This is a genomic window from Adhaeribacter swui (assembly GCF_014217805.1).
Lineage (GTDB): Bacteria > Bacteroidota > Bacteroidia > Cytophagales > Hymenobacteraceae > Adhaeribacter > Adhaeribacter swui.
The window spans coordinates 3275301-3297675 of the sequence record NZ_CP055156.1; the positions used below are offsets into that span (position 1 = coordinate 3275301).

Consider the following 22375-nt stretch of genomic DNA (forward strand, 5'->3'; position numbering starts at 1 on the left):
TAAAAATTAAAAATGCCGGAATGTCGTTGTTGTTTTTACTGTTGCATACGGGCCATTTCTTCTGTTTTTGCTTCCGAAGAAGATGCTTCCCGAACAAAGCCAGCATGGTAGCGGAAAATAGTGGCTCCTAAATGTTGCACGGCCTCCGCGGCCTCTTTGCTTAGGTTGCCGAACACTTCAAAGCGGGTAATCGGGGCAACGGCTAAAAGCTCGGGTAACATGGGGCCAACATGCGCGAAATGAGCTAGAATTGCTTCTGAATTTTGAAACTTCTCTGTCAGGTACGCTTTACTTTCATCGTGGTTCAGGTAAATCTGAAAAGCAGTTGTGCCAGGTTCGTTGTTCTGAATGGCTTCTAAAAAATTTTGAATAATCTTTCTGAATTCCTCTGTTTTGCCTGGGAAATGGTAAGTTCTACGGTGTATTGTACTTGCTCGGCCATCGCTTGTTTTTTAAAATTTAAACTGGAAGTGGGTAAATAACTATCCTGAAAATGTTGTTTTTAAGCCTGTTTTCTTTGTTGTTTCTTTTAATAAAGTGAGCGCATTTTATCATTATTGTTTTAAACCCGCTTTACTGATTTTTTCAGTATTTTTTCAGAAAATATAGACCACAACCACTCTTTTCGCCCATAAAACAATAGAATGCTCCTTTAATAAATAATACGCAGGGGTAGCTGCTATTTGCTGTATATAGCTAAGTAAAAAGGCGGAGGTTATTTTAAAAAAGAAGAGTTAACTGATTTTTATTGCCCTGATTTTTAATAATTTATTTAGCTAAAACAAAAAAATCCCGTAGGGTAGTACAAAGGCTCTGGCGCACTTTAACTAAAACAGGCCAACGCATGCAGCCCAGAAAATTTGTACGACGATGAATAGTAAAAAGAAAAACACTTCCTGGATAATCGGGCTAATTATTTTGGCGGCCATCATAGCGGTAATTTTTGCAGTAGTAAAATTTAAAAAATCAGATAAGGAAGTGGCCGATTACATTGTGCCAAAGTTGTCGTTTCGGCAAATGCAGCTTACCAACCTTACCCAAAACCGGGCCGATGTGAAAATGCGGATGATTATTGATAACCCGGCACCCATTGGGTTTAAGATCGATAGTTTATATTATACAATTTCTATTGCTGACCAGGAAGTAGCCCGCACTACTTACCCCGATACCCTGCGGTTAAAAGCCAAAGACAGTACCGAGCTTACCTTGCCGCTTACCTTATACTACGATAAACTAAAAGACCTAACCGACCGCTTAGCAAACCAAGGCCAGGACAGTGTGCAGTACCAGATAAATGCCACCATTTTTTCTGCTACCAAACTACTACCCAAAGATGAGTTTAATTTAAAAGTAGAGAAAAAGCTGCCTTTAATAACTGTGCCCGATGTAAAAATTACCAATTTAAAAGTGAATGATTTAAAATTGAAAGGCGCTACCATGCAAGTAGAAGCCGCCGTACGGAACCGCAACGTTTTCCCGATTAGTTTTAAAGACCTGGCCTATACCGTGCAGATTGAAGATAACGAACCCGTAGAAGGCAACAAGCCCGGCATTGTTAAAATACCAGCCAAAGGATCTGCAAATTTTACCATTCCGGTAAAGCTTACTTTTAAAGAAATGGGCAAAACTGTGTTGGATTTTATTCGGGAAGGCAAAGACTTAAACTACAACGTAAAATTAAAAACCGAGCTTACTTCGGAATCAGACGTAATTAAAGACAGTAAAATTAACCTGAATGCTACCGGGAAATTAAAAACCTTAATGGATGCCGCCAAAGAAAAAGCCGACGAGAAAAAAGCCGAAAAGAAAGAAGAACGCAAAGAGCGCCGGGAAGAACGACGCGAAGAACGGCAGGCGAAGCGCGAAGAAGCAAAAAGTTAATGTTTTTTACTATCATTGAATAAAGCTGCGCCACTTAAATTTTAAAAATTTAAAACATAAATGAGCGCGATGCTAATAGCGGGATAATAAAAAAGCCAGGACATGCCCTGGCTTTTTTATTATTTTAAAATTTTAAAAAATAAGTTAATCAGCGCCATCGGTTTTGGCCCGGGCTATGGCGTAATCACCAATTTTACCGCCGGTATCTAAGCCGGCCTGGCAATCTGAGCGATAGTGGATGCCGCCGTACATGCGGGAATTAGATGCTTCCAGGGCCATGGTTTTGTACTCGGCCGCTTTTTCCGGAACTAAATAACCCAGAATAGTGGCAGCCGCTCCGCTAAAAGTAGAGTGGCCCGAAATATATGCCGGAAAATTAGGCACCCCGGTCAAGGTTTTAATCTTAGGATTTAACTGGCAGGGCCGGGCATTAAAGTAATGGTATTTGGTATTCCAGCACATAATGGCCGCATCCATCATCGAGGCATTTAATAAGGCGTAATTTCGAGCCCAACGTACTTCGCTGTAGCCTTTTTTTACAAAATCTTCGGTGGCAATGGCATTCCAGTGACCGGGCGGGGTGTAGGTGCCAACGCCATCGGCCCAGAAGTTAACAATGCGCATCCGTTCGCGGGTAGGGTTCTCCGTATAATTCAATACTTCGTCCAATTCTTTTTTCATTTCTGCCGAAGTAGCTGATGGCGGCGGGCCGGGCCGTAAACTAGGCACGGCATCTGTGCCAAAAAGGATCGGTTTTACGTTGCCAAAAAACGGCAGCATGGGCGGACGTTTTGGGGTTTCCAGAGAGTACCAAGGCGTTTCGCCTTTGGCTTTGCAATCATCTTCTAGTTTGGTCCAAAGGGCCGGGTTTCCGCCAGCCGCGCCCATGCCATCGGTTTTGGCGCGCTGAATAATTTTTCGGGCCACCCAGCGGCCCAAAGAATCGCCGGCAGCAATATCGCTTTTCACATTAGCGCCACTCCATAAACGGTAATTTTTTTCTTCTTCGGCCATTTTTTTTAAATATTCCAAATCCGCCGGAAATAACAACTTCATCATTTCAATGGAGGCTCCCGCTATTACCGCATCTTCGGAGGGGTAAGCGGCCAAATCACTTTTCGGCACCATTGGCTGAATGGCGTTATCTACCTGGTAAGGAGCTGGCCGGTTAAATGCGGTTTTAAAATGATGGGCCATTACCAAAGCATCGTATTGCGCAATGCTTACGTAGGCGTAAGCCCGGGCAGCATAAGGTGGATTGGAAAACGGAAATATGGGGTAAGCAAAAGGATTAGCGGCGCTCGGTACCGGATAGGTATTATCGTCGTTCTGGTACGGCGGTAAATTGTGTTTAGCTACCAACTCACGCATAATTTCGTTCCAGCGTAGGACGCTGCCGGCTTTCCAGAAATTAATAATGCGTTTTTGCTCGCTGGTTAAGTTTTGGGTGGCTTTTTTTAATTCCTGCAGTTCTTGTTGGTAGTCAGCAGAGCTGGTAGGCTGGGGGGCAGGTACCGGAAAATCAGTAGCCGAAGCAGCAATCATGGTAGTCCAGGTGCCGGCATCCGCATCGGTTTTGGAGGGCTGTAAGGCCGGATAAGCGGCGTTTGTTTCCTCAATTTCTTTATCGCAGGAAGCTAAATAGCACAAGCAAAAACAAGTACTTATATAAATAAAAACCTTTTTCATTCTGGATGTAAAAATTAATTGTTGGCGGATTTAGGAGATAAATTAAAAATATAATCAACGCCGGCCATAAAACCGGTAGCCTGACCCACATTGCGGCCTGCTACGGTATGCCAGGCATTGGCATGAAAACCTAAAGATGGAATTTTAGCCAGGTAATGTTTGGCTTCCACGCCTACTTTGGTGCTGTTCATTTGGTTGCTCACAAAAGGCATGTCGTTTTTCCGGATATCAAACCCGCCGAAAGTAGTCATGTTATCCACGAAAACTTCGGCGATGAGGCGGGGCGTGCGGTAACCGGTGCGCAACTGAAAATTACCGGCATCGGGCATTGCTACTTCGTGCGAATTAATCTGGTGATCGGTGTAATAAGCCGGGCGGTCTATTTCTACGTTGCTGCGGTGCATGTAAGCGCCCGAAACTGTTACAAAAAGCTTATTCACTTTTACATCGGCAATTAAGCGGCCACTTAAAACCCGGCTGCCTAAACCAATGCACATGGGTAAAAAGTCGATATTATACTTGTTAGATGGCGTAGAGTAACCACCTACGGCAAACAGCGAAATGGTTTGTGAGCCAAATTGTTGTTGCCAGGGACGCCATTTTACAAATACGCCCAGGTCCTGAAAGCCGCCTAAACCATTTAAAGTGCCTTGGGTGGCATGAATTTTTACGTAAGGCAAAGAAGCCATCACGTTTAAATTATCTTTAATGCCGTAGTTTACCATCAGCATGGCCGACTTAGTAGAAACCTGGCCCAGGTTATCGTTATCGCGTTTAAAGGTGCCTTCCCAGTAATTTGTCCAGCTATTATAACCCACTGAGCCAGCTATACAAAGCTTGCGGGTGCCCATCATCAAAGCATCCTGCTCGGTTTGCGCCTTGGTTAAGAATGGCATAAAGGCAAGAAAGAGTAAAATAATTTTTGGAATAAAAGGGTAAAAGTTTGTTTTCATGGATGATTAATAAAGTAAATAATTTAAAAAATCAGGTGTGTGCAATTAGCTCGGGAGGGCAATATGCTCTTAGCGTATACATTAAAGAACAAAAATTCAGGGGAGGTAGCGTACAGGTAAAATCATATTTTAATGTTTATAGTAATAATACAGTAACTAAAATCAAAAACCCGCGTTTAAGGCTTTGCTTTTTCAAATTAGGAAAAATATGTAACAAGTAGAATATTAAAATTTGAAAAGTAAAAAAATTTAATAAATTAAAGGTGAATTAGCACTTTTCGTTAACGCTCCATTAATTAAAGCTGAAGTTTGTTGCATAATTTATATACCCGGGAACACTTTTACAGAATCAAATGCCGCCTGGTTCTCTGGTTTTTAGCTCAAGGTAAGCTTCGGCTTATTTGTCTTAATTATCTTAAATTAATTAATAGTTGTCCGTAGTAATTGCAAATTGCAATTTTTAATCCGTGTTAATACCATAAAATATAGGTGTAAATACGGTAAGAGTGTTGTTTTAAATTGCTTTCTGTTTGGATTTATGCGGGCGTTAGAAGTAAAATCTAACAGTGGTGGGGTCCTTCAAATAATAATTGACATTTGTACTTTAAATATCGCCAATTTCTGAAAAATAAAATGAGTATTTACGCCGGAACATTCCGTATATCTTTCGGGCTGCAAACGAGTAAAAGAGCTTAAACTAACAACAAAAAGAAGTAAAATTAAGCATGGCAGTGCAGACCATAGAAACTATTCGGGTACCGGTATGTCTGGATACCAATCAGCAAGTAATTGCAATGTTTACTATTAACCGGGCGTATGAACCTGAATTTGGGGCTTTGTGTCGGGAGTTAGGCGGGTTGCCAACTTTAGAGGAGGCAGAAGCTTGGTTAAAAACTTTAGAGGAAAGAAAAGAGGTTTAGGTTGATGATAAAGCCTCTGCTTTAAGCGGAGGCTTTTTTTTAAATTTTTACTTTTTACAAAATACCGGAATTGCCTACTAGGGGCACATCATATTATTCCGCACAAATTGCTGTAATACCGATGAAGCAGATTCTTCTGGCTCCGGCAGTTGGTTCAGAAAAACCGGGCTAGCCGGATTAATATAACCCGGTAGAGTGGTTAAGGCTGCTTCGGTCACTCCTTTAAATCCCATACTCCAATCTTTAAACAAGCGGTGGCTGATCTGGCCGTCGGCTAGTTTAATAATGTTCGTATGTAAATAATCTTTTTCTATTTTAGCATATAGCTTTCTTAAAGCAGCTTCTTCTCCTTCAATTAATTGCACATAATGTTCGCCGCTGTATAACAACATGCCGGTAATATTGTCCCGTTCGTTGTTGCGTCGAAAACGGGCTAACATTTCCTGCAGTTCTGCTTCATGTACAGAAATAACCGCGGTACTTATGTACATAATTTGATGCATCGGTACTTTTAAGAATTTTTAAAAATTTACATTTTAACCAACTGAGAATAAAAGTAAATAACCTCACTGGCAAAAGTATCAAGATATTAGATGCTACACTTTTGCGCTTATAAACAGCTTAGAATAGTATCTGATTACCGTAATACATTACTTAATCTTAGCCAAGTACTTCAGTTTTATAACTACCCCCGGAAAAACCAACCAGCCCGCCAGAAAATTTGCGGTAAAACAAAGCCAAATTTATCCATCAGGTTAAAAAGCAAGTAAGCGAATCTAATCCTTTTGGTTAAGTTTAAATTTAAGGATAAGCTGTTTACCGGTTACCCTAATGTTTAATGCGAAATTTTAAAAATAAGGAAAACAAGCAACTGATTGGTTAAAAATCAAGCAGGTTTCTAGTACAACGGTTGTTGTTCTAGAAACCTGCCTGGTAGATTAATTAAACGTTATAGCACTTTAAATGGTTAAATTTTTAAGTGCGTTTTTGGGCGAAAGGATTATGTTCTAAATATTGCTAATGGAAGTTATAATGAATTTGGGGTAACGTATTAAATATTAGGGTATAAGTTTTTAGACTTAAATGCCATTTTATAAAGCAGGTTTGCTTTTTCTTTATACGACTTAACCAAGGTTTGCAACGGAGAAACTGTATTTAAAACGGCTGCTTGCGGAGCTTGTAATTTAACGGTTTCTGGTGCTTTAGCGGCTTTTTCTTTTTGGCTGTAAATATTATTTTTAAACCATGCTGCGGCTCCTTCGGGGGTAGTGCAGATTTCGAAATGGGTATTGGGGTTTTTAACGTATTTCTGCTTTACAATATCGGTTATCTGGTCGATGATAAACAATTCTGGTAAAGTATAATTGGCTAAATGCACCAGTTTTGTAATACCGGCTTGCATTACTTTGGGGCAAAATTCGTGCGTTAAGCACCGCTGTAAGTCAATTGCTGCATAATCTACTTGCCGAACATCGTGTAAAAGCTGGTTTAAGTTATATTGGCTGATGATGGAAGCTACGTAATCGGCGCATGCTGCTACTTCGTGGGGAGCAGGAGCCTCCGACCAACTTACTTGCACCAAAGATTCTTCTGGGTTAACCAACACCACCGCTTTAAAAGAATGGGCCGCAGTTAAAGAAGTTGTTTCGGCAATATTAGTAGTAAAAGTAGCGTTCATGGCGTATTTATTTTTAGTAAGTTGATTAATTGTTTGCGTGTTTAATACCTTACTTTAATAAAAAGTATGCCTGTATTTCTGCCATATTACCTCCTAAAATCAGAAACATTAGAAAAGCAAGATGCTCTGTTTATAGTACCACGGTAATATAGGATAGTTTATATTTTGCTCTAAGTTGTTTTATTTTTTAAAATTTAGCTTATAGGTTTTATACTTACGCACTAAATGGATATAACCCGCATGAAAAAATATAGTTTTTATTTGCTGGCCGCGGTTGCCCTGTGGGCTGTTGCCTTCGCCAATCAGCTATTGGCAATGAATTCCGTTGCTGAAAATCCGGTAACGGCGGTAGCCTCTAAGTCAATAACTCTACGGGTAATGACTTATAATGTACACCATTGTAACCCGCCTTCTAAGCCCGACTTTATAGACATACCGGCTATTGTAAAAGCTATTCAGGCGCAAAACCCGGACTTAGTTGCTTTGCAGGAAATAGATGTAAATACCCAACGCTCCGGGGCATTTAACCAGGCAGAAGAAATAGCTAAAGCGTTAAACATGAAATTCTTTTTTGGGAAAGCCATTGACCATGGTGGCGGCGATTACGGGGTAGCCATTCTCTCGAAATACCCGCTCACCGAAACTACCGTGCACCGCCTGCCTACCAAACCCGAAACCAATGGCGAGCCCCGCGTACTAACCACGGCCAAAGTTAAATTACCCAATAACACGACTATCCGGTTTGGGTCAACGCATTTAGATGCCCAATCAGATTCTGTGAACCGGCAGTTGCAAATTGCCGAAATTGCCCGGATAGCCGCTACCGAAAAACTGCCCTTTATTATTGCCGGCGACTTTAACGCTTCGCCGGAATCGGGGAGTATTAAAGCCCTGGACCAACATTTTACCCGAACTTGCCAAACCTGCGAACCTACTATTCCGGTAGAGAACCCCACCAAAGCCATTGATTTTATTGCTTACACCCCAGCCAAGAAGTTTAAAGTGATAAAAAACACGGTAGTACCCGAAAAATACGCTTCCGATCATTTGCCCGTAGTGGCGGAGATAAAACTTTCTGGTAAATAGCTACCGCTTCATATAAAAATTTAAAAAACGGACAGCTTCTCTCTGGGGCTGTCCGTTTTTTATAAGTAGTTCTGTTGCTTTGATTTACCGGCTATTCCGGATTTACATTATTTTAAATAATTGTTAAGTTTCTTCTTGTATTCTTCGTTTTAGAAAGTAAGATTTACTTTCGCCACCTATTCTTTACCAGTAAGCTAATATGAAAACTTTTCTGAAAGTTGTAATTTGGGGTTTAGCCGCCAGTAGTGCTTTTAAGGCTATTGCACAGCCTACTAACAATCCAAAAGCGGCGCAGATTTTATTACCCAATGGTTGGTCGCTTAGCCCGGTAGGCCAGTCTTTGCCCTTAGGTGATTTGCCCTTAAATATTCAATTATCTCCTTCCCGTAAATTGCTGGCCGTTACTAACAACGGGCAAAGCAAACAAACAGTGCAACTCCTGGATCCGGTGAATGAAAAACTACTCGACGAAAAAGTTATTGCGAAATCGTGGTACGGCTTAAAGTTTAGTCCCGATAGTAAAAAATTGTATGCCTCGGGCGGCAACGATAACGTAGTTTTGGCTTATGGCATACAAAATAATAAATTTACTACTACTGATACCTTACGATTAGGCCAAGCCTGGCCAGAAGAAAAGATTGGCCCTACCGGCCTGGAACTCGACGATGCCCGTCAGTTACTGTACGTGGTTACCAAAGAAAATAACAGCCTGTACGTTTTCGACCTGAAAACCAAAACTACCCGGCATCAGGTAGATTTGGGCCACGAAGCTTACGCCTGTTTGCTCTCCCGGGATAAAAAAACTTTGTACATAACACTTTGGGGCGGCGATAAAGTAGTTATCTACGATACGCAGAGCAACAATATAACCGGCGAGATTGCCACTGAAAACCACCCGAACGAGTTAGTTCTTACCAAAAACAACAAATATTTATTTGTAGCCAACGCCAACGATAACTCCGTTTCGGTAATTGATACTAAGGCCCGCAAGGTTATGGAAACTATTTCGGCGGCGCTTTACCCTACCAAACTAACCGGTTCTACTACCAATGCTTTAAGCCTTTCTCCGGATGAGAAAACCTTGTACATGGCCAACGCCGATAATAATTGTGTAGCGGTTTTTAACGTATCGGTACCCGGTAAAAGTTCTTCGTTGGGTTTTATTCCTACGGGTTGGTACCCGACTAACGTAAAAACGCTGGGAAAGAAAATATTGGTAGCCAATGGCAAAGGGTTTTCGTCGTTACCCAATCCGGGTGGGCCGCAACCCATAAAGGTTTCGGATAACAGTGGTTCCCACACGGGCGTTACTAATAAGCAGGAAGTACAATACATTGGTGGTTTATTTAAAGGAACCTTATCTTTTATCGATCGCCCCGACGAAGAAAAATTAAAAAATTACTCCAAGCAGGTTTACGCCAACAGTCCGTTTACCAAGCAAATGGAAGTACAAGCCCGCGGCGAAGTGGGTAACCCGGTGCCCACCAAAGTAGGGGAGAAGTCGCCGATTAAATACGTGTTTTATGTAGTCAAAGAAAACCGCACCTACGACCAGGTTCTCGGCGACATGAAAGAAGGTAACGGCGATTCTACGCTGTGTATTTTTCCGGAGAAAGTAACACCCAACCACCATGCTTTAGCCCGCGAATTCGTATTACTCGATAATTTTTACGTAGATGCCGAAGTTAGCGCCGATGGCCATAATTGGAGCATGGCCGCTTACGCCACCGATTACACCGAAAAAACCTGGCCTACCAGCTACGGCGGCCGGGGCGGTACTTACGATTACGAAGGCAGCCGCAAAATTGCTTACCCGCGCGATGGCTATATCTGGGATTACTGCCAGCGGGCCGGCATTAGTTACCGTAGCTACGGCGAGTTTGCCGCCAATGGTAAAGCTACCTTAAAATCGCTGCAAGGCCACACTAGCAAAAAATCGCCGGGGTTCGATATGGATATTAAAGATATTGAACGGGTACGCATCTGGAAACAAGACTTTGACTCGTTACTGGCCCAAAATGCCGTGCCGCAATTCAACACCATCCGGTTAGGCAACGACCATACCAGCGGCCAGAAAAAAGGTAAATTTACGCCCATTGCTGCCGTAGCCGATAACGATTTAGCCTTGGGACAATTGGTGGAGCATCTTTCTAAAAGTTCTATCTGGGCCGAAACAGCCATTTTTGTGTTAGAAGATGATGCTCAGAATGGTCCGGACCACATAGATGCCCACCGTTCACCGGCTTTTGTGATTAGCCCCTATACCAAGCGCAATTCCGTGAACCATACCATGTACTCTACTTCGGGCATGCTGCGTACCATGGAATTAATTTTAGGCTTGCCGCCCATGAGCCAGTACGATGCCGCTGCTTTGCCGTTGTTTGATTGCTTTACCGCTCAACCCACCCTTACGCCTTACCAGGTAAAAGCCGCCCAGGTAGATTTAGAAGAACGCAACGTAGCTTGGAATAAAAGCGCCGAACGCTCCGAAAAATTTAACTTTACAAAAGAAGATGCCGCCCCGGACCTGGATTTAAACGAAGTGGTCTGGAAATCGGTGAAAGGCGAAGACTCTGTAATGCCGGCGCCCCGCCGCAGTGGGTTTGTAAAGCTGGAACAGAAAAAAGATGACGACGATGATTGATACAGAAAGTTGTTTACTAGAAACGGGATGTATTCTTCTTTGATTAAAATGGAAATAGGCTTTGCCCGAAAACTGAATTTTTAAAATTTTTGATTTTTGATTCACAATTTTAGAGTTCCAGATCGGGTAAATTCTGAAATTAACATCAGCAAGTTTCGGATTTTATGCTGGCTAAAATTTTCCGAATTTTAAATTATAAAATCCAGAAAAGATGAACGCGCAAGACCTGTTACATTATAACCGCATTGCCGAAGCAATCGATTATATCCAAACCAACTTTAAAAGCCAGCCTAACCTGGAAGAAGTAGCCGAAAAGGTGCATTTAAGTCCTTTTCATTTTCAGCGGGTTTTTAACGAATGGGCCGGCACCAGTCCCAAAAAGTTTTTGCAGTATACTACCGTAAACTATGCCAAAAGATTGCTCACCGAAAACCAGGTTACGCTTTTTGATGCAGCTTACCATACGGGTTTATCCAGCACCAGCCGCCTGCACGATTTATTTGTAAACATCGAAGGCATGACTCCGGCCGAGTATAAAAACGGCGGAAAAACCCTCACGATTAATTACAGCTTTGCGGCAACTTTATTTGGTAATATGATTATTGCTTCCACGGCCAAAGGGGTTTGTTATATGGCTTTCCACGAAAACGAAAAATTGTCTTTGGCGGCACTACAAGCAAAATTCCAGAACGCTACTTTCCGGCAACATCAGGATTTAGTACAGCAAAATGCCTTGTTATTTTTTAACCACGACTGGACCCAACTAAACCAGGTAAAGCTGCATTTAAAAGGCACGCCTTTTCAGTTAAAAGTATGGGAAGCCTTGCTTAAAATACCCCTGGGTCAATTGGCTACGTACGGCTCTATTGCCCGGCAAGTAGAATTGCCTCATGCTTCGCGAGCGGTAGGCACCGCTATTGGCAGCAATCCGGTGGCCTTTTTAATTCCGTGCCACCGGGTTATTCAGGCTTCCGGTAATTTGGGCGGCTATATGTGGGGCACTACCCGCAAAAAAGTTATCATTGGCTGGGAAGCTTCCCGGGTAAATGCGCTTGAGATTTAGTGGACTAAGTAGTTTATTGGCTTTCAACAATGGAATGGCCGGGAGCGGTACCCTGATTTTTAAATTTTTTCCTGCGGCCATGACCTATAGCGGGTTTATAAAAAGATAGAAGAATGGATTTGTTTGCGCTGGTGCCGGAACCTGATAAAAACTTATTGCCCCAGGACGGCATTGTAAATTATTACGGCAAAATAATAACCAACGAACAGGCAGATAATTATTTGCACCGCTTGTTGCACCACATTGCCTGGAAAAACGACGAAGCCCACATTTTTGGGAAAACGTTTATCACCAAAAGAAAAGTAGCCTGGTACGGCGACCAAAGTTTTGAATATACTTACTCCAACGCTACCAAACGGGCATTGCCCTGGACTCCGGAACTGTTAGAATTAAAAGCATTAGCAGAAAAAGAAACCGGAGAGAATTTTAATTCCTGCTTACTAAACCTGTACCATAATGGCACCGAAGGAATGGCCTGGCACAGCGACGGCGAAAAAGATTTAAAGAAAAATGGGGCTATTGGTTCTTTAAGTTTCGGGGCCGAACGCAAATTCAGTTTTAAACACAAACAAACTAAAGAAACGGTGTCGGTTTTACTGGAACACGGCAGTTTACTTGTCATGAAAGGCGCCACGCAAACCAACTGGCTACACCGGCTGCCTCCCATCAAAACCATAAACCAGGCCAGGGTAAATTTAACTTTCCGGACGATAGTTTTTTAAAAATTACCTGCGGAGCCGGAAGCCGTACAAAACCAGGATTGTTTTGGGGTTAAAAAGTAAGCGTAAATAGGGATAATAAAATTAAGTTAAAGTAATATATTGCCAAAGCATATATAATGTGCCTTCGTGAGCTAAAATCTGGTGACCGGTAAAGTAAAATTTTAAAAATCTTTGCGCCACTTGCCTGAAGAAAATTCGAAGAGAAATTTTAAAAAATTGTTTATCCGCAAAAATTTATGAAAAGAAACCTGGGACGGGCTGCGCAGTTAGTAGCGGCATTGGCTTGTGTTGTTGTATTATCGGCTTACCATCATCAAGGTAAAACTGTAAAAATTAAAAAAAGCAAAGAGGCGGTAGCGCTTCAGCTGCCTACCGGTTTTAAAGCTACTGTAGTGGCCGATGATTTAGGGGCGGTACGCCACCTAGTAGTAACCAAACAAGGCGACTTGTATGTAAAATTAACCAAGCTAAAAGATGGGAAAGGCTTGTATCATTTGCGCGATACAGATAAAGACGGCTACCTGGATCAGCAAACGGGCATAGGCAACTATCCGGGTACCGGCATTGCCCTCCAGAATAATTATTTGTATTCTGCTTCTAACACCGGGGTTTACCGGTACCTCCTTAATGCGAAACAAGAAATACTAAAACCGGAGCAACCCGAATCTATTGTGCAGGGCTTGGTGGCTAAAACGCGCGATGTTTCTAAATCGATTACTCTGGATAAACAAGGCAATTTGTACGTAACGGTAGGTTCTTACTCCGATGCTTGCCGCCAAGAAGGTTCCGGCAAAGGCCAAATGCCTTGTCCGTTGTTAGACTCGGTAGGTGGCATTTGGCAGTTTAAAACCGATAAGCCCAACCAAAGTTATGGCAACGCCGTGCATTACGCCACCGGTTTAAAAAACGTAGTAGGCCTGGACTGGAACAGCAACACCAATTCTTTATTTGCCCTGCAGCACGGCCGCGGAGCCATGCACGATTTGTTTCCGCAGTACTATACGCCCGAGCAGGATGCAATTTTGCCCGCCGAAACTTTATATGAATTGCCCAAAGGAGCCGACGGCGGCTGGCCATATATTTATTACGACCACCAGAAAAAGCAAAAAATGCTGGCACCAGAGTACGGGGGCGATGGCCAAAAAACCGGGGGCGAAACAGCTTTGGATCCGCTCGTGGCTTTTCCGGCGCACTTAGCGCCAAATGCGTTATTATTTTACACGGGCAATATGTTTCCGGCCCGTTACAAAAACGGGGCGTTTATTGCTTTTCATGGTAAATCTGCGGAGTTGCAAAAAGGCTATGTGGTAGCTTTTATTCCTTTTAAAAACGGTAAACCTGCGGGCAAATGGGAAATTTTTGCGGATAATTTTGCCGGCGTAGATCTGGTGCAGCCTACCGGCCCAATCCAACACCGCCCTTGTGGTCTGGCTCAGGGGCCCGATGGCGCTTTGTACGTATCCGATGATTTAAAAGGAACCGTTTACCGCATAACTTACGCGAATAAAAAGTAGTTTACCCCAAGGTGTGTAACGAATTTTTTCGGAAAATATCTTTATTATGATTATGGGCCGCAAAATTGCGGCGCTTACCGGGTGGTTCTGGGCGAACCACGTTTCTACGACAATAGCCTGGAACAATACAATAAAGAAACCGAAATGCATCAACAGTATGCCCGCCTGCTTACCGAAAAAATCCGGGAATAGAGTCAAACCAACAATTATTCCTTGCGCATCTACAGCTTTTAATGAACCAGCGCGGCGACGTTGAATTATTAGCTGGTGATAAGTAAAGCATCAGTAAAACCAGCGCTGAAAAAGCAGATAATCAATTTTTAAATTTAATCTAAACCAGAAAGTAACGGATTGTTTGCTTTGTTTTAGAATTACCCGGTAGTATTGGGTTAAGTAGAAATTTAAAATTTAAAAAATTACTTGCTTCGGCTATGGAGTAAAAAATAGCTGATTAATACCAAGCTTCTTTAAAGTTGTTGGTAGCCACAGCTACGGTAAAAATGCGGGTGTTATGCTTGCCATTACTAATGCTTTGCCCAATTCTTTTGGGGAACATGCTAATCAGGTACTTTTTATCCACAAATTTTAAAAATTTTTCTCCGGCGGCTTGCAAAGCTAAGCTGTTATAACCATGCTCCGCAGTTTTTAGGATAAGTTTCTAATCTTAGATTTGTACTGAAATTTTAAATTGAAAATCTGATTTATTTTGTATGATTAATTATAATTAATATGATTTTAATTAGATTAAAGCTGATTTTAACTGAAAATAATCATAATTTTTCTGAATCTTGTAAATCAGGAATATTTTTTATGTAACTTATAGTGGCAAATTTTAAGTTTGCTTTAAACAAAAGCATTTATAAAGTTGTAGGTAAAGCAGTTATTAGCAACTGGTAACATAATCAAAAACACCATCGGCGATTCTTCAGGATTATAGCCTATTAGCATAAAGTATTTATTCATGAATGAACAAGCTAGACTACAGGAATTATACGAATATAGAGTATTAGATACCTTGCCCGAGAAAGAACTAGATGAGTTAGTCGAAATAGCTTCTGTAATCTGTGATACCCCTATTTCTTTGGTTTCTTTTATTGATTATGAACGGCAGTGGTTTAAAGCCAAAAAAGGGGTAGACGAGGAAGGAACAGCGCGGCAACATTCTTTTTGCCAACATGCGTTGCAAAACCCCAAAGAAGTTTTAGTGGTGAATGATCCTTTGAACGACGAACGGTTTAAAACTAATCCTTACGTTTTAGGTAGTCCTAACATTCGCTTTTATGCCGGGGCACCCCTGGAAACGCCTAAAGGTAATGTGCTGGGCACGCTGTGCGTGGTTGATGATAAGCCGCGCCATATTACCGAATCGCAAAAAAGAGCTTTACAGTTGCTGGCCAAAAAAGCCATTGGGTATTTAGAAACCCGCAAGCTTATTTTGGAGCAAGACGACAAAATAGAAGTAAGTGCGGCCCGGCTGCGCAAGTTATCCGACCAGGCGCCGGGTGCCATTTTTCAGTTAGAAATGGCTCCCAACGGCAGGTTATCTTTTCCGTTTATCAGTAAAGGCATTACCACGGTTCATCAACACCTTAATCCGGCAGATTTAAAAATTAATCCGGAAAAAGTATTTGCTGTTATTCACCCGGACGATTTAGGAACCATTAAAGCAAGTTTGCAGGAATCTTACCTAAACCTAACCAACTGGAGTATCGAATACAGGGCCATTGCGGATAACGGGGCTACCGTTTGGCATTGGGCCAATGCCAAGCCGGAGCGGCGCGAAGACGGCTCAGTGGTTTGGTACGGTACTTTTCAGGACATTACCGAAAGAAAAGAGTACATAAAAACCTTAGAACAACTGTTGTTTGAAATTTCGCACGTAATGCGCAAACCAGTGGCTAATATTTTGGGGTTAACAGCCGCCTTAAGTAAAAAAAACATAGATGAAGAAACGCTACGTACGGCCCTCGGTTATATTCGTGCCGAATCGGAAGACATGGATAAATACATTAAGCAGTTAAACGCCACGTATTACGAAACTATGTTAAAAGTATCGGATCAGCTCTTAATGAACAAAATTTAAAAATTCCGATGATTAAGAGTAAGCCACGTTTAGCTTTTTAGTAACAGAAGTAGTGCTTGCTATGGCTTAGTCTTGCAGCGCATTTAATTTCTCGGCTACTTCAGGCAGCGTGGCGGTTTCAGAAACAATTCTACCTAAATCGGTAAGAATGCTTCCTAAATCCCGGAGCGTTGCCAGGGAGCTGATATCAGATAAATTATTTAAAAATTGCGCCTGGGCCGTTAGGGCTACCTGAATGGCTTCCGAAAGAAAGTTTATGTTTTCTTGGGTAGAATGAACCGCGGTTTGCCCGTAAGCAGCAATGCAGGTAGCCGTAGTTTCTATGGTTTGTTTTAATTGCTGCAAATAGTCTGGCTCTAATTGATACTGCGAAATATTTTGTAAATCTACCAGGCCCCGCCGGATGCCCCTTATCTGAATGGTGATTCGTTGTAATTGAATAATGATTTCTGTTAGTTGGCTAAGCCGCGCCCGCAGATTAGTTAAAAGCGGATTATATTTTAAGCTTTGTTCAGCCAATTCCAAAGTGTCCTGGCATTTCTCATCTTCTTTTATGAGAATATCTACGGCTGCCCGGCCGGTTATAATCATATCGCTGGTAGTATCTAATAAAGCAGTTAAATTGGAGAGGGTAGTAGCGGCCAGTTTGCTGTAGGTAATAATGCCCTTTTCTACGTTGGGTACGGCGTTTTGCGGAATAATTAAAGCGTTTATTAATACGGCAATGCCCGAGCCGATAATGGTTTCAATAATTCTTTCGTAAGCGTAACCTTCCCGGGTTTGGCCAAAAGCCAGCACTAACAAAGAACTAATAGCTATTTGCGAAATAATCTGTTGGTTCATGCGCAGGGCTTTGGCAATTCCCATCCCCAGAATTATTATAAAAAAGATAGATATGGCCCCTATCTGAAACCAATGCCCCAGCAACATGCTCAATAATACCCCGCCAATAATCCCGATAATCCGTTGGCTGGCTTTATTAACCGAGTCGGCCACGGTAACCTGAACGGTTATAATAGCAGCAGTGGCGGCAAAAAAAGGATACTCGGAGTGCAGCAAACTGGTAGCTACAAACCACGACAACGACGCAGCAAAAGCAGTTTTTACAATTTGTAATGTTAAACCAATCTTGTTTAGTATTGCAATAAGTTTTTTCATGCCGTGCTTTTTACTTTTACTTTATTTAAAAGTTTATGTTTAGCCTGCCATCTTGTTAAAAAATAAATTTTTTAAAATAAAGTAATCCGATTAATTCTGGCCGCCAACAATGTGCCGTAGTGGGTGTGGCAGCACCTAATTGTACTATTTCGGCAATCATACAGGAGTAAAGAAAGGTTCAGCTAGAATATTATAAAAAGGCTAAGTAAGAAGCAGCTTAGAATAATATCTTTGTCCAGTATTGTCGTAAAAGCCCATTATAACATATACATGGGCGTGAAACAAACAGATAATTTAAAAATACACTGGGAACCTGGTCAGCAATTAAATAAAATGCAGTTAGAAAAAACCATCAGTTACCTGGATACCTGCATTGAGGAAGAACAAAATATAACCAAAATGTTAGAATACTGTGTTATGAAAGTTGATTTGCTTAATGAGTTAATGCTTTTAGAAAATAATCACCACTTACGAATTTAATAACCTATAGCGGACAAGAAATTAGAATATACGTTTAGGTTGCTATTTATCTAAGTTGGTAAACGTAGGCTACGTTCTTTTATTTTTACTCTCCCGACCATCAAAATTCTTTATCAGAAAATCTAAACTGCCTAATTATGATACTTATTGTAGACGACGACGATACCACTAGATACCTCATTAAAAGGGTAATCCGGAGTGTAGATCAGAAAAATCAGATTTTAACTGCCGGTAACGGCGAAGAAGCTTTATCGGTATTAAACCAGGTTTGTTCTTCCAATAATTGTCCGGATCTGGTTTTGCTGGATATAAACATGCCGGTAATGAATGGCTTTGAATTTTTGCAGGAGCTGCAAAATTCAGCGTTGTCGGAGTTACCGATGAAAATTGCTATTTTAACCACTTCTAATAACCCTATCGATTATATTTTGGCTCATGAGTACCCGGTGGTGGCATTTCTGGAGAAACCCTTAACCGAAGACAAGTTTAAAAGTATAATGGCGGCTTAGATGAAATAAATTTACTAAATCAGGTAAAGTCACTCGCAAGAGTGGCTTTTGTTTTTTATGGCTTAATCGTATCATTAAATTTCCTAATAGTTTAGTAGGGCAAGTTAAACAGGCATGTAGCTTGGGCTTCCGAATACCAACGGGCAGTAGGGCTGTTTATTTAATAAGTACTAATTTTTAAATTTTTAAAATTCCAGGGCTGCTGTAAAGCTTTAAACTTACAATTTATATTTTAGCGCGATACTTTAGGCGCGAAACCATCGGGTATATAAATGGAAGCAGCTAAACCAAACATCAGCGTTACCCCCTGGGGCAACTACCAGGAACAAGAAGTATTCCTGATCCGCTGGGAAAATACAGACGGTAGTTACGTGGAGCTTACCAATTACGGGGCTACGCTCGTATCGGTGGTGGTGCCAGAGAAAAGTGGGAAACTAAGTCCGGTGGTGTTGGGGTTCTCTGGTTTAGAGGCTTACTTGGAGGATAAGTGTTACGTAGGTTCTACCATTGGTAGGTTTGCCAACCGTATTTCATCGGCCAGGTTTCAACTAAAAGGCGAGAAGTTTACCTTAGAACCCAATGATAAGCCTAATACCAATCACGGTGGCTTTCAAGGGTTCCATGCCAAAGTATTTAGCGTAGAAATCAACCCGGAAGCTGTTTCTTTTTTATTAACCAGTAAAGATGGTGAGGGTGGCTACCCTGGTACGTTAAACCTGAAAATAACTTACACCTGGAATGCAGCGCACGAACTTAGCATCCGCTATCAGGCCGTAACTGATAAACCTACCATCGCCAATTTCACTAACCATGCGTATTTTAATTTATCCGGCACCAACCGCGACATGACCGACCATAAACTAACCGTGTACGCGGAACAAATGCTCGAAATGGCCGCAGATTTTCTGCCCACCGGCAAAATTATGAACTGCGGCAATCAAGCTTTTAACGCCACCAAAATAAAAGACCGCATTGCCCAAAGTAAAGGCATTTGCGCAGTAAACGATTACTACATCTTAGCAGACAATAACAAAACAGATCGCCTAAAACACGCTTGTACCCTAGAGGAAGAAACCACGGGCCGGCGAATGGATGTTTTTACAACTTACCCCGGAGTAATGGTGTATACCGGCGATTTTCTGAAGAGCAAATTTTACGGCCACACCCAAGCCGCATACCAGCCTTTCGACGGAATTTGCCTGGAGTGCCAGCATTATCCGGACAGCCCCAACCAACCGCATTTTCCCCCGGCTTACCTGGCTCCCGGCGAAACCTACGACGAAAGCATTTTATTTAAATTTAAGTTGAATGTTTAGGTTGAAAAAGCCTAAATAAAATAAGTATTCCTTCTGGTTAAGCTACTCCGCCGCTGTAAAATTTAAAAAAACACAGAGCAGCCTAATGCGTTTCTGGTGGCTATTTAATCTTCTTGTGCAGTTTTTTGTACCGGGATGGAGGCATGCCAATTACCTTACGGAATAAGCGGGAAAAGTAAAAAGGATCGTCGATGCTGAGTTCAGCGCAAATTTCTTTAATGCTTTTTTCGGTGAAGTATAAGTACTGACAGGATTTCTGAATTTTAAGGTGATTGAAATAATTTATGGGCGAAGATCCCGTCTTTTTTTTAAAAATCCGGCAATAATGCGGCACCGAAATCTTTTGTTGCCGGGCCAGCGCCTCGATCTCTAAGGGCAAATGTAAATTCGCCTTCATGTACTTAATTGAGTTACTTACCGCATCCAGATCGTACAGGGCGGGATTGGCTGCTTTGTAATAAATAACCGAAGTAATAAAATCCAGCAGGTTCAGGTTTGCGATTTCCAGTTCCTTTTCCTGATGACTGCTCTCCAGAATGGCATAAATCTGCTCGAACTGATTAATCCGGCTTTCTTCAAAAGGAATGGGCTGCACCTGGGGTGTATTATCTAGCAACGAACGCTCGTAAACCTGGCTGGCCAAATTGCCGGTAAAGTGCACCCAGTATATACTCCAGGGATTGGGCAAACTGCTCCAATAGCGGTGCCGGGTATTTTTCGGAATAATAAAATACGTGTTGGGCTCCAGTTGGTATTCGGTATCGTTTAAAGTAATATACCCCAGACCTTCGGTGCAATAAAAAAAGATGTATTCCGCGCAGCCTTGTTCTCTTTCAATTTCGTGGTACTCCGCCCGGGGGTAATGGCCCATGGCTGTAAGGTAAAAATTATTAATGATTGGATTTTGCATAATGGTTTGCTGAATTTCCGGGGGGAGCACGAATAAACGCTGCCCCAGAAAACCTTCTTTTATTCCTCTTTTCTGATCCGCCATTTTTTAAAAAAATAGTATATTTAAACCTGCTCGTTGTTAATTCTGCAATATTCTCTAGTTTGTTTTACTCTGTTTAAGGGTAAGAAACAAGGATAATATAATCTATATCATTTGCGGCTTTAAAAATAAGGATACCAGATTTAGTTATCAGTCATTTTGGTAAATAATCTTATAATGGAGCATCAATGCAGGGAAGTAAACAATGGTAAGCTTGCCTTTGCTATCCTGAGAAACAATTCTGCTCAGGATAATATTATCCATTATTTACCTTCCTTTGTCCATGTTGCTTTATCTGTAAATTCCTCAATTTTAAAAAATTAATACTGCCTTATGACTACACCGGAAAAGTTTAACAATTCTTATATCGTCGGCATTTCCTTTGTCTCGGCTTTGGGTGGCTACCTGTTCGGGTTCGACTTTGCGGTAATTTCCGGAGCCTTGCCTTTTCTGCGGTCGCAGTTTAATCTCAATGCCGTGTGGGAAGGTTTTCTAACCGGATCCTTGGCTTTGGGTTGTATTGTGGGCTGCCTCATTGCCGGGGGGCTGGCCGAAAAGTACGGGCGCAAGCCAGGTTTAATGCTGGCGGCTTTAATATTTACGGTGTCCTCGGTGGCGATTGCGCTGGCGGGGAATCTTACGGTTTTTGTTTTGCTGCGCTTCATGGCCGGAATTGGGGTAGGCATGGCCTCCATGTTGTGCCCCATGTACATTGCCGAAATATCGCCGGCCGAAGTCCGGGGACGGAACGTAGCCATTAACCAGTTAACCGTAGTAATTGGTATTCTGGTAACCAACCTGGTGAATTATTTTCTGGCAGATGGTGGTCCGGATGCTTGGCGCTGGATGTTTGGTTTAGGGGCGGTGCCTTCGGTTATTTTTATTTTTGGCGTGCTTTGGATACCCGAAAGTCCACGATGGCTGATAAAAGTGGGCCAAACGGAGAAAGCCAATCTGGTACTACATAAAATCGGCTCGGCCGCATTTGCTTCGTCTACGCGTCTAGCCATTGAGCAATCGCTTACGGGCGTCAAAAAGCAATCATTCCGGGCAGTTTTTGAAAAAGGAGTACGGCCGGCCGTCACTGTCGGGATTATTCTGGCGGTATTTCAACAGCTCTGCGGTATTAACGTGGTGTTTAATTATACCTCCACTATTTTTGAATCGGTGGGCGCTAACCTCGACCGGCAATTATTCGAAACCGTGGCCATTGGGGTGGTAAATTTGCTTTTCACGCTGCTGGCCATGTGGCAGGTAGATAAACTAGGGCGCCGGCCTTTGATGTTAATTGGCTCCATTGGCTTATCAGTTATTTATATTATTCTGGCGTTTCTGCTGCAAAATCAATATTCGGCGGGCCTGGTGTCCGTTTTTGTGCTGCTGGCCATTTGCACTTACGCCGTGTCGTTGGCGCCGGTAACCTGGGTGCTGATCTCCGAAATATTTCCGAATAAAATCCGGGGCGTGGCTTCCTCGGTAGCCATTGTTTCGTTGTGGGCGGCCTACTTTGTGCTGGTATTTACCTTCCCGATTCTGGCGGAGCAACTCGGTACTTTTGGTCCTTTTTACCTGTATGCCGCTATTTGCCTGGCCGGCTTTTTATTTGTGCTGTTCCGGGTAAAAGAAACCAAGGGCCAAACCTTAGAAGAATTAGAACACACTTTAGTCAGACATTAATCCTGGTAGCT

General features: G+C 42.2%; 19 protein-coding genes and 1 pseudogene. 12 read left to right on the forward strand and 8 right to left on the reverse strand.

The genetic code is table 11. From position 1 onward, the window contains the following. Positions 1-35: 35 nt before the first annotated feature. Together HUW51_RS24590 and HUW51_RS24920 are read right to left on the reverse strand one after the other, a co-directional pair. Positions 36-221: a hypothetical protein gene (locus HUW51_RS24590; RefSeq protein ID WP_228466623.1), complete on the reverse strand. Its 186-nt coding sequence runs from the start codon at positions 219-221 to the stop codon at positions 36-38. A 24-nt stretch (positions 222-245) separates the two neighbouring features. Then, positions 246-425: pseudogene (locus HUW51_RS24920) on the reverse strand (antibiotic biosynthesis monooxygenase); the annotation flags it as partial. A 445-nt stretch (positions 426-870) separates the two neighbouring features. Here HUW51_RS24920 and HUW51_RS13880 point away from each other — a divergent pair. After that, positions 871-1881 carry an NDR1/HIN1-like protein gene (locus HUW51_RS13880; RefSeq protein ID WP_185270238.1) on the forward strand — a complete coding sequence of 337 codons (1011 nt, stop codon included), beginning with the start codon at positions 871-873 and terminating at the stop codon, positions 1879-1881. Positions 1882-2025: 144 nt separating this feature from the next. Here HUW51_RS13880 and HUW51_RS13885 read toward each other — a convergent pair whose 3' ends face one another. Both HUW51_RS13885 and HUW51_RS13890 read right to left on the reverse strand, forming a co-directional pair. After that, positions 2026-3570 carry a phosphatase PAP2 family protein gene (locus HUW51_RS13885; RefSeq protein WP_185270239.1) on the reverse strand — a complete coding sequence of 515 codons (1545 nt, stop codon included), beginning with the start codon at positions 3568-3570 and terminating at the stop codon, positions 2026-2028. A 14-nt stretch (positions 3571-3584) separates the two neighbouring features. Beyond that, positions 3585-4523, reverse strand: a complete 939-nt coding sequence (locus HUW51_RS13890; protein WP_185270240.1) for a hypothetical protein — start codon at positions 4521-4523, stop codon at positions 3585-3587. Positions 4524-5248: 725 nt separating this feature from the next. Between HUW51_RS13890 and HUW51_RS13895 the strand changes: the two genes are divergently transcribed. Further along, positions 5249-5443, forward strand: coding sequence for a hypothetical protein (locus HUW51_RS13895; protein WP_185270241.1), 195 nt, complete (start codon positions 5249-5251; stop codon positions 5441-5443). A 77-nt stretch (positions 5444-5520) separates the two neighbouring features. On the opposite strand, the gene HUW51_RS13900 is transcribed toward HUW51_RS13895, so the two are convergent. Then, positions 5521-5934, reverse strand: coding sequence for a BLUF domain-containing protein (locus HUW51_RS13900; protein WP_185270242.1), 414 nt, complete (start codon positions 5932-5934; stop codon positions 5521-5523). Positions 5935-6494: 560 nt separating this feature from the next. Beyond that, positions 6495-7121 carry a hypothetical protein gene (locus tag HUW51_RS13905; RefSeq protein WP_185270243.1) on the reverse strand — a complete coding sequence of 209 codons (627 nt, stop codon included), beginning with the start codon at positions 7119-7121 and terminating at the stop codon, positions 6495-6497. Between the two features lie 240 nt (positions 7122-7361). Here HUW51_RS13905 and HUW51_RS13910 point away from each other — a divergent pair, with 240 nt between their 5' ends. From HUW51_RS13910 to HUW51_RS13935, 6 genes are all read left to right on the forward strand, one after another. Beyond that, entirely contained in the window at positions 7362-8207 is an 846-nt protein-coding gene (locus tag HUW51_RS13910; RefSeq protein ID WP_228466625.1) for an endonuclease/exonuclease/phosphatase family protein, read from the forward strand. 199 nt (positions 8208-8406) lie between these two features. Beyond that, a complete protein-coding gene (locus HUW51_RS13915; protein ID WP_185270244.1) occupies positions 8407-10851 on the forward strand; it encodes a bifunctional YncE family protein/alkaline phosphatase family protein in 2445 nt (814 codons plus the stop codon). A 211-nt stretch (positions 10852-11062) separates the two neighbouring features. Beyond that, entirely contained in the window at positions 11063-11914 is an 852-nt protein-coding gene (locus HUW51_RS13920) for a bifunctional helix-turn-helix domain-containing protein/methylated-DNA--[protein]-cysteine S-methyltransferase (protein ID WP_185270245.1), read from the forward strand. Between the two features lie 113 nt (positions 11915-12027). Beyond that, entirely contained in the window at positions 12028-12636 is a 609-nt protein-coding gene (locus HUW51_RS13925) for an alpha-ketoglutarate-dependent dioxygenase AlkB family protein (RefSeq protein ID WP_185270246.1), read from the forward strand. Between the two features lie 236 nt (positions 12637-12872). Further along, on the forward strand, positions 12873-14150 hold the full coding sequence (locus tag HUW51_RS13930) for a PQQ-dependent sugar dehydrogenase (RefSeq protein WP_185270247.1): 1278 nt from the start codon (positions 12873-12875) through the stop codon (positions 14148-14150). Between the two features lie 961 nt (positions 14151-15111). Beyond that, complete coding sequence (locus HUW51_RS13935) at positions 15112-16233, forward strand: GAF domain-containing protein (protein WP_185270248.1); 1122 nt, start codon at positions 15112-15114, stop codon at positions 16231-16233. Positions 16234-16299: 66 nt separating this feature from the next. Here the strand turns inward: HUW51_RS13935 and HUW51_RS13940 are convergent, their stop codons facing one another. Continuing rightward, complete coding sequence (locus tag HUW51_RS13940) at positions 16300-17391, reverse strand: FUSC family protein (protein WP_185270249.1); 1092 nt, start codon at positions 17389-17391, stop codon at positions 16300-16302. A 270-nt stretch (positions 17392-17661) separates the two neighbouring features. Here HUW51_RS13940 and HUW51_RS13945 point away from each other — a divergent pair, with 270 nt between their 5' ends. The 3 genes from HUW51_RS13945 (at position 17662) to HUW51_RS13955 (ending at position 19696) form a co-directional block, all read left to right on the forward strand. Then, positions 17662-17871, forward strand: coding sequence for a hypothetical protein (locus HUW51_RS13945; RefSeq protein WP_228466627.1), 210 nt, complete (start codon positions 17662-17664; stop codon positions 17869-17871). A gap of 137 nt (positions 17872-18008) precedes the next feature. Further along, positions 18009-18380, forward strand: coding sequence for a response regulator (locus tag HUW51_RS13950; RefSeq protein WP_185270251.1), 372 nt, complete (start codon positions 18009-18011; stop codon positions 18378-18380). A gap of 272 nt (positions 18381-18652) precedes the next feature. After that, entirely contained in the window at positions 18653-19696 is a 1044-nt protein-coding gene (locus HUW51_RS13955) for an aldose epimerase family protein (protein WP_185270252.1), read from the forward strand. Positions 19697-19796: 100 nt separating this feature from the next. Here HUW51_RS13955 and HUW51_RS13960 read toward each other — a convergent pair whose 3' ends face one another. Beyond that, positions 19797-20690, reverse strand: coding sequence for an AraC family transcriptional regulator (locus HUW51_RS13960; protein WP_185270253.1), 894 nt, complete (start codon positions 20688-20690; stop codon positions 19797-19799). Between the two features lie 330 nt (positions 20691-21020). On the opposite strand from HUW51_RS13960, the gene HUW51_RS13965 reads away from it, so the two are divergent. After that, positions 21021-22364 carry a sugar porter family MFS transporter gene (locus HUW51_RS13965; protein ID WP_185270254.1) on the forward strand — a complete coding sequence of 448 codons (1344 nt, stop codon included), beginning with the start codon at positions 21021-21023 and terminating at the stop codon, positions 22362-22364. Positions 22365-22375: the final 11 nt, after the last annotated feature.

Coding starts and splice junctions, on each gene's coding strand:
- HUW51_RS24590 (WP_228466623.1), bottom strand. CDS start 221: ATGTTACCCGAGCTTTTAGCCGTTGCCCCGATTACCCGCTTTGAAGTG.
- HUW51_RS13880 (WP_185270238.1), top strand. CDS start 871: ATGAATAGTAAAAAGAAAAACACTTCCTGGATAATCGGGCTAATTATT.
- HUW51_RS13885 (WP_185270239.1), bottom strand. CDS start 3,570: ATGAAAAAGGTTTTTATTTATATAAGTACTTGTTTTTGCTTGTGCTAT.
- HUW51_RS13890 (WP_185270240.1), bottom strand. CDS start 4,523: ATGAAAACAAACTTTTACCCTTTTATTCCAAAAATTATTTTACTCTTT.
- HUW51_RS13895 (WP_185270241.1), top strand. CDS start 5,249: ATGGCAGTGCAGACCATAGAAACTATTCGGGTACCGGTATGTCTGGAT.
- HUW51_RS13900 (WP_185270242.1), bottom strand. CDS start 5,934: ATGTACATAAGTACCGCGGTTATTTCTGTACATGAAGCAGAACTGCAG.
- HUW51_RS13905 (WP_185270243.1), bottom strand. CDS start 7,121: ATGAACGCTACTTTTACTACTAATATTGCCGAAACAACTTCTTTAACT.
- HUW51_RS13910 (WP_228466625.1), top strand. CDS start 7,362: ATGAAAAAATATAGTTTTTATTTGCTGGCCGCGGTTGCCCTGTGGGCT.
- HUW51_RS13915 (WP_185270244.1), top strand. CDS start 8,407: ATGAAAACTTTTCTGAAAGTTGTAATTTGGGGTTTAGCCGCCAGTAGT.
- HUW51_RS13920 (WP_185270245.1), top strand. CDS start 11,063: ATGAACGCGCAAGACCTGTTACATTATAACCGCATTGCCGAAGCAATC.
- HUW51_RS13925 (WP_185270246.1), top strand. CDS start 12,028: ATGGATTTGTTTGCGCTGGTGCCGGAACCTGATAAAAACTTATTGCCC.
- HUW51_RS13930 (WP_185270247.1), top strand. CDS start 12,873: ATGAAAAGAAACCTGGGACGGGCTGCGCAGTTAGTAGCGGCATTGGCT.
- HUW51_RS13935 (WP_185270248.1), top strand. CDS start 15,112: ATGAATGAACAAGCTAGACTACAGGAATTATACGAATATAGAGTATTA.
- HUW51_RS13940 (WP_185270249.1), bottom strand. CDS start 17,391: ATGAAAAAACTTATTGCAATACTAAACAAGATTGGTTTAACATTACAA.
- HUW51_RS13945 (WP_228466627.1), top strand. CDS start 17,662: ATGGGCGTGAAACAAACAGATAATTTAAAAATACACTGGGAACCTGGT.
- HUW51_RS13950 (WP_185270251.1), top strand. CDS start 18,009: ATGATACTTATTGTAGACGACGACGATACCACTAGATACCTCATTAAA.
- HUW51_RS13955 (WP_185270252.1), top strand. CDS start 18,653: ATGGAAGCAGCTAAACCAAACATCAGCGTTACCCCCTGGGGCAACTAC.
- HUW51_RS13960 (WP_185270253.1), bottom strand. CDS start 20,690: ATGGCGGATCAGAAAAGAGGAATAAAAGAAGGTTTTCTGGGGCAGCGT.
- HUW51_RS13965 (WP_185270254.1), top strand. CDS start 21,021: ATGACTACACCGGAAAAGTTTAACAATTCTTATATCGTCGGCATTTCC.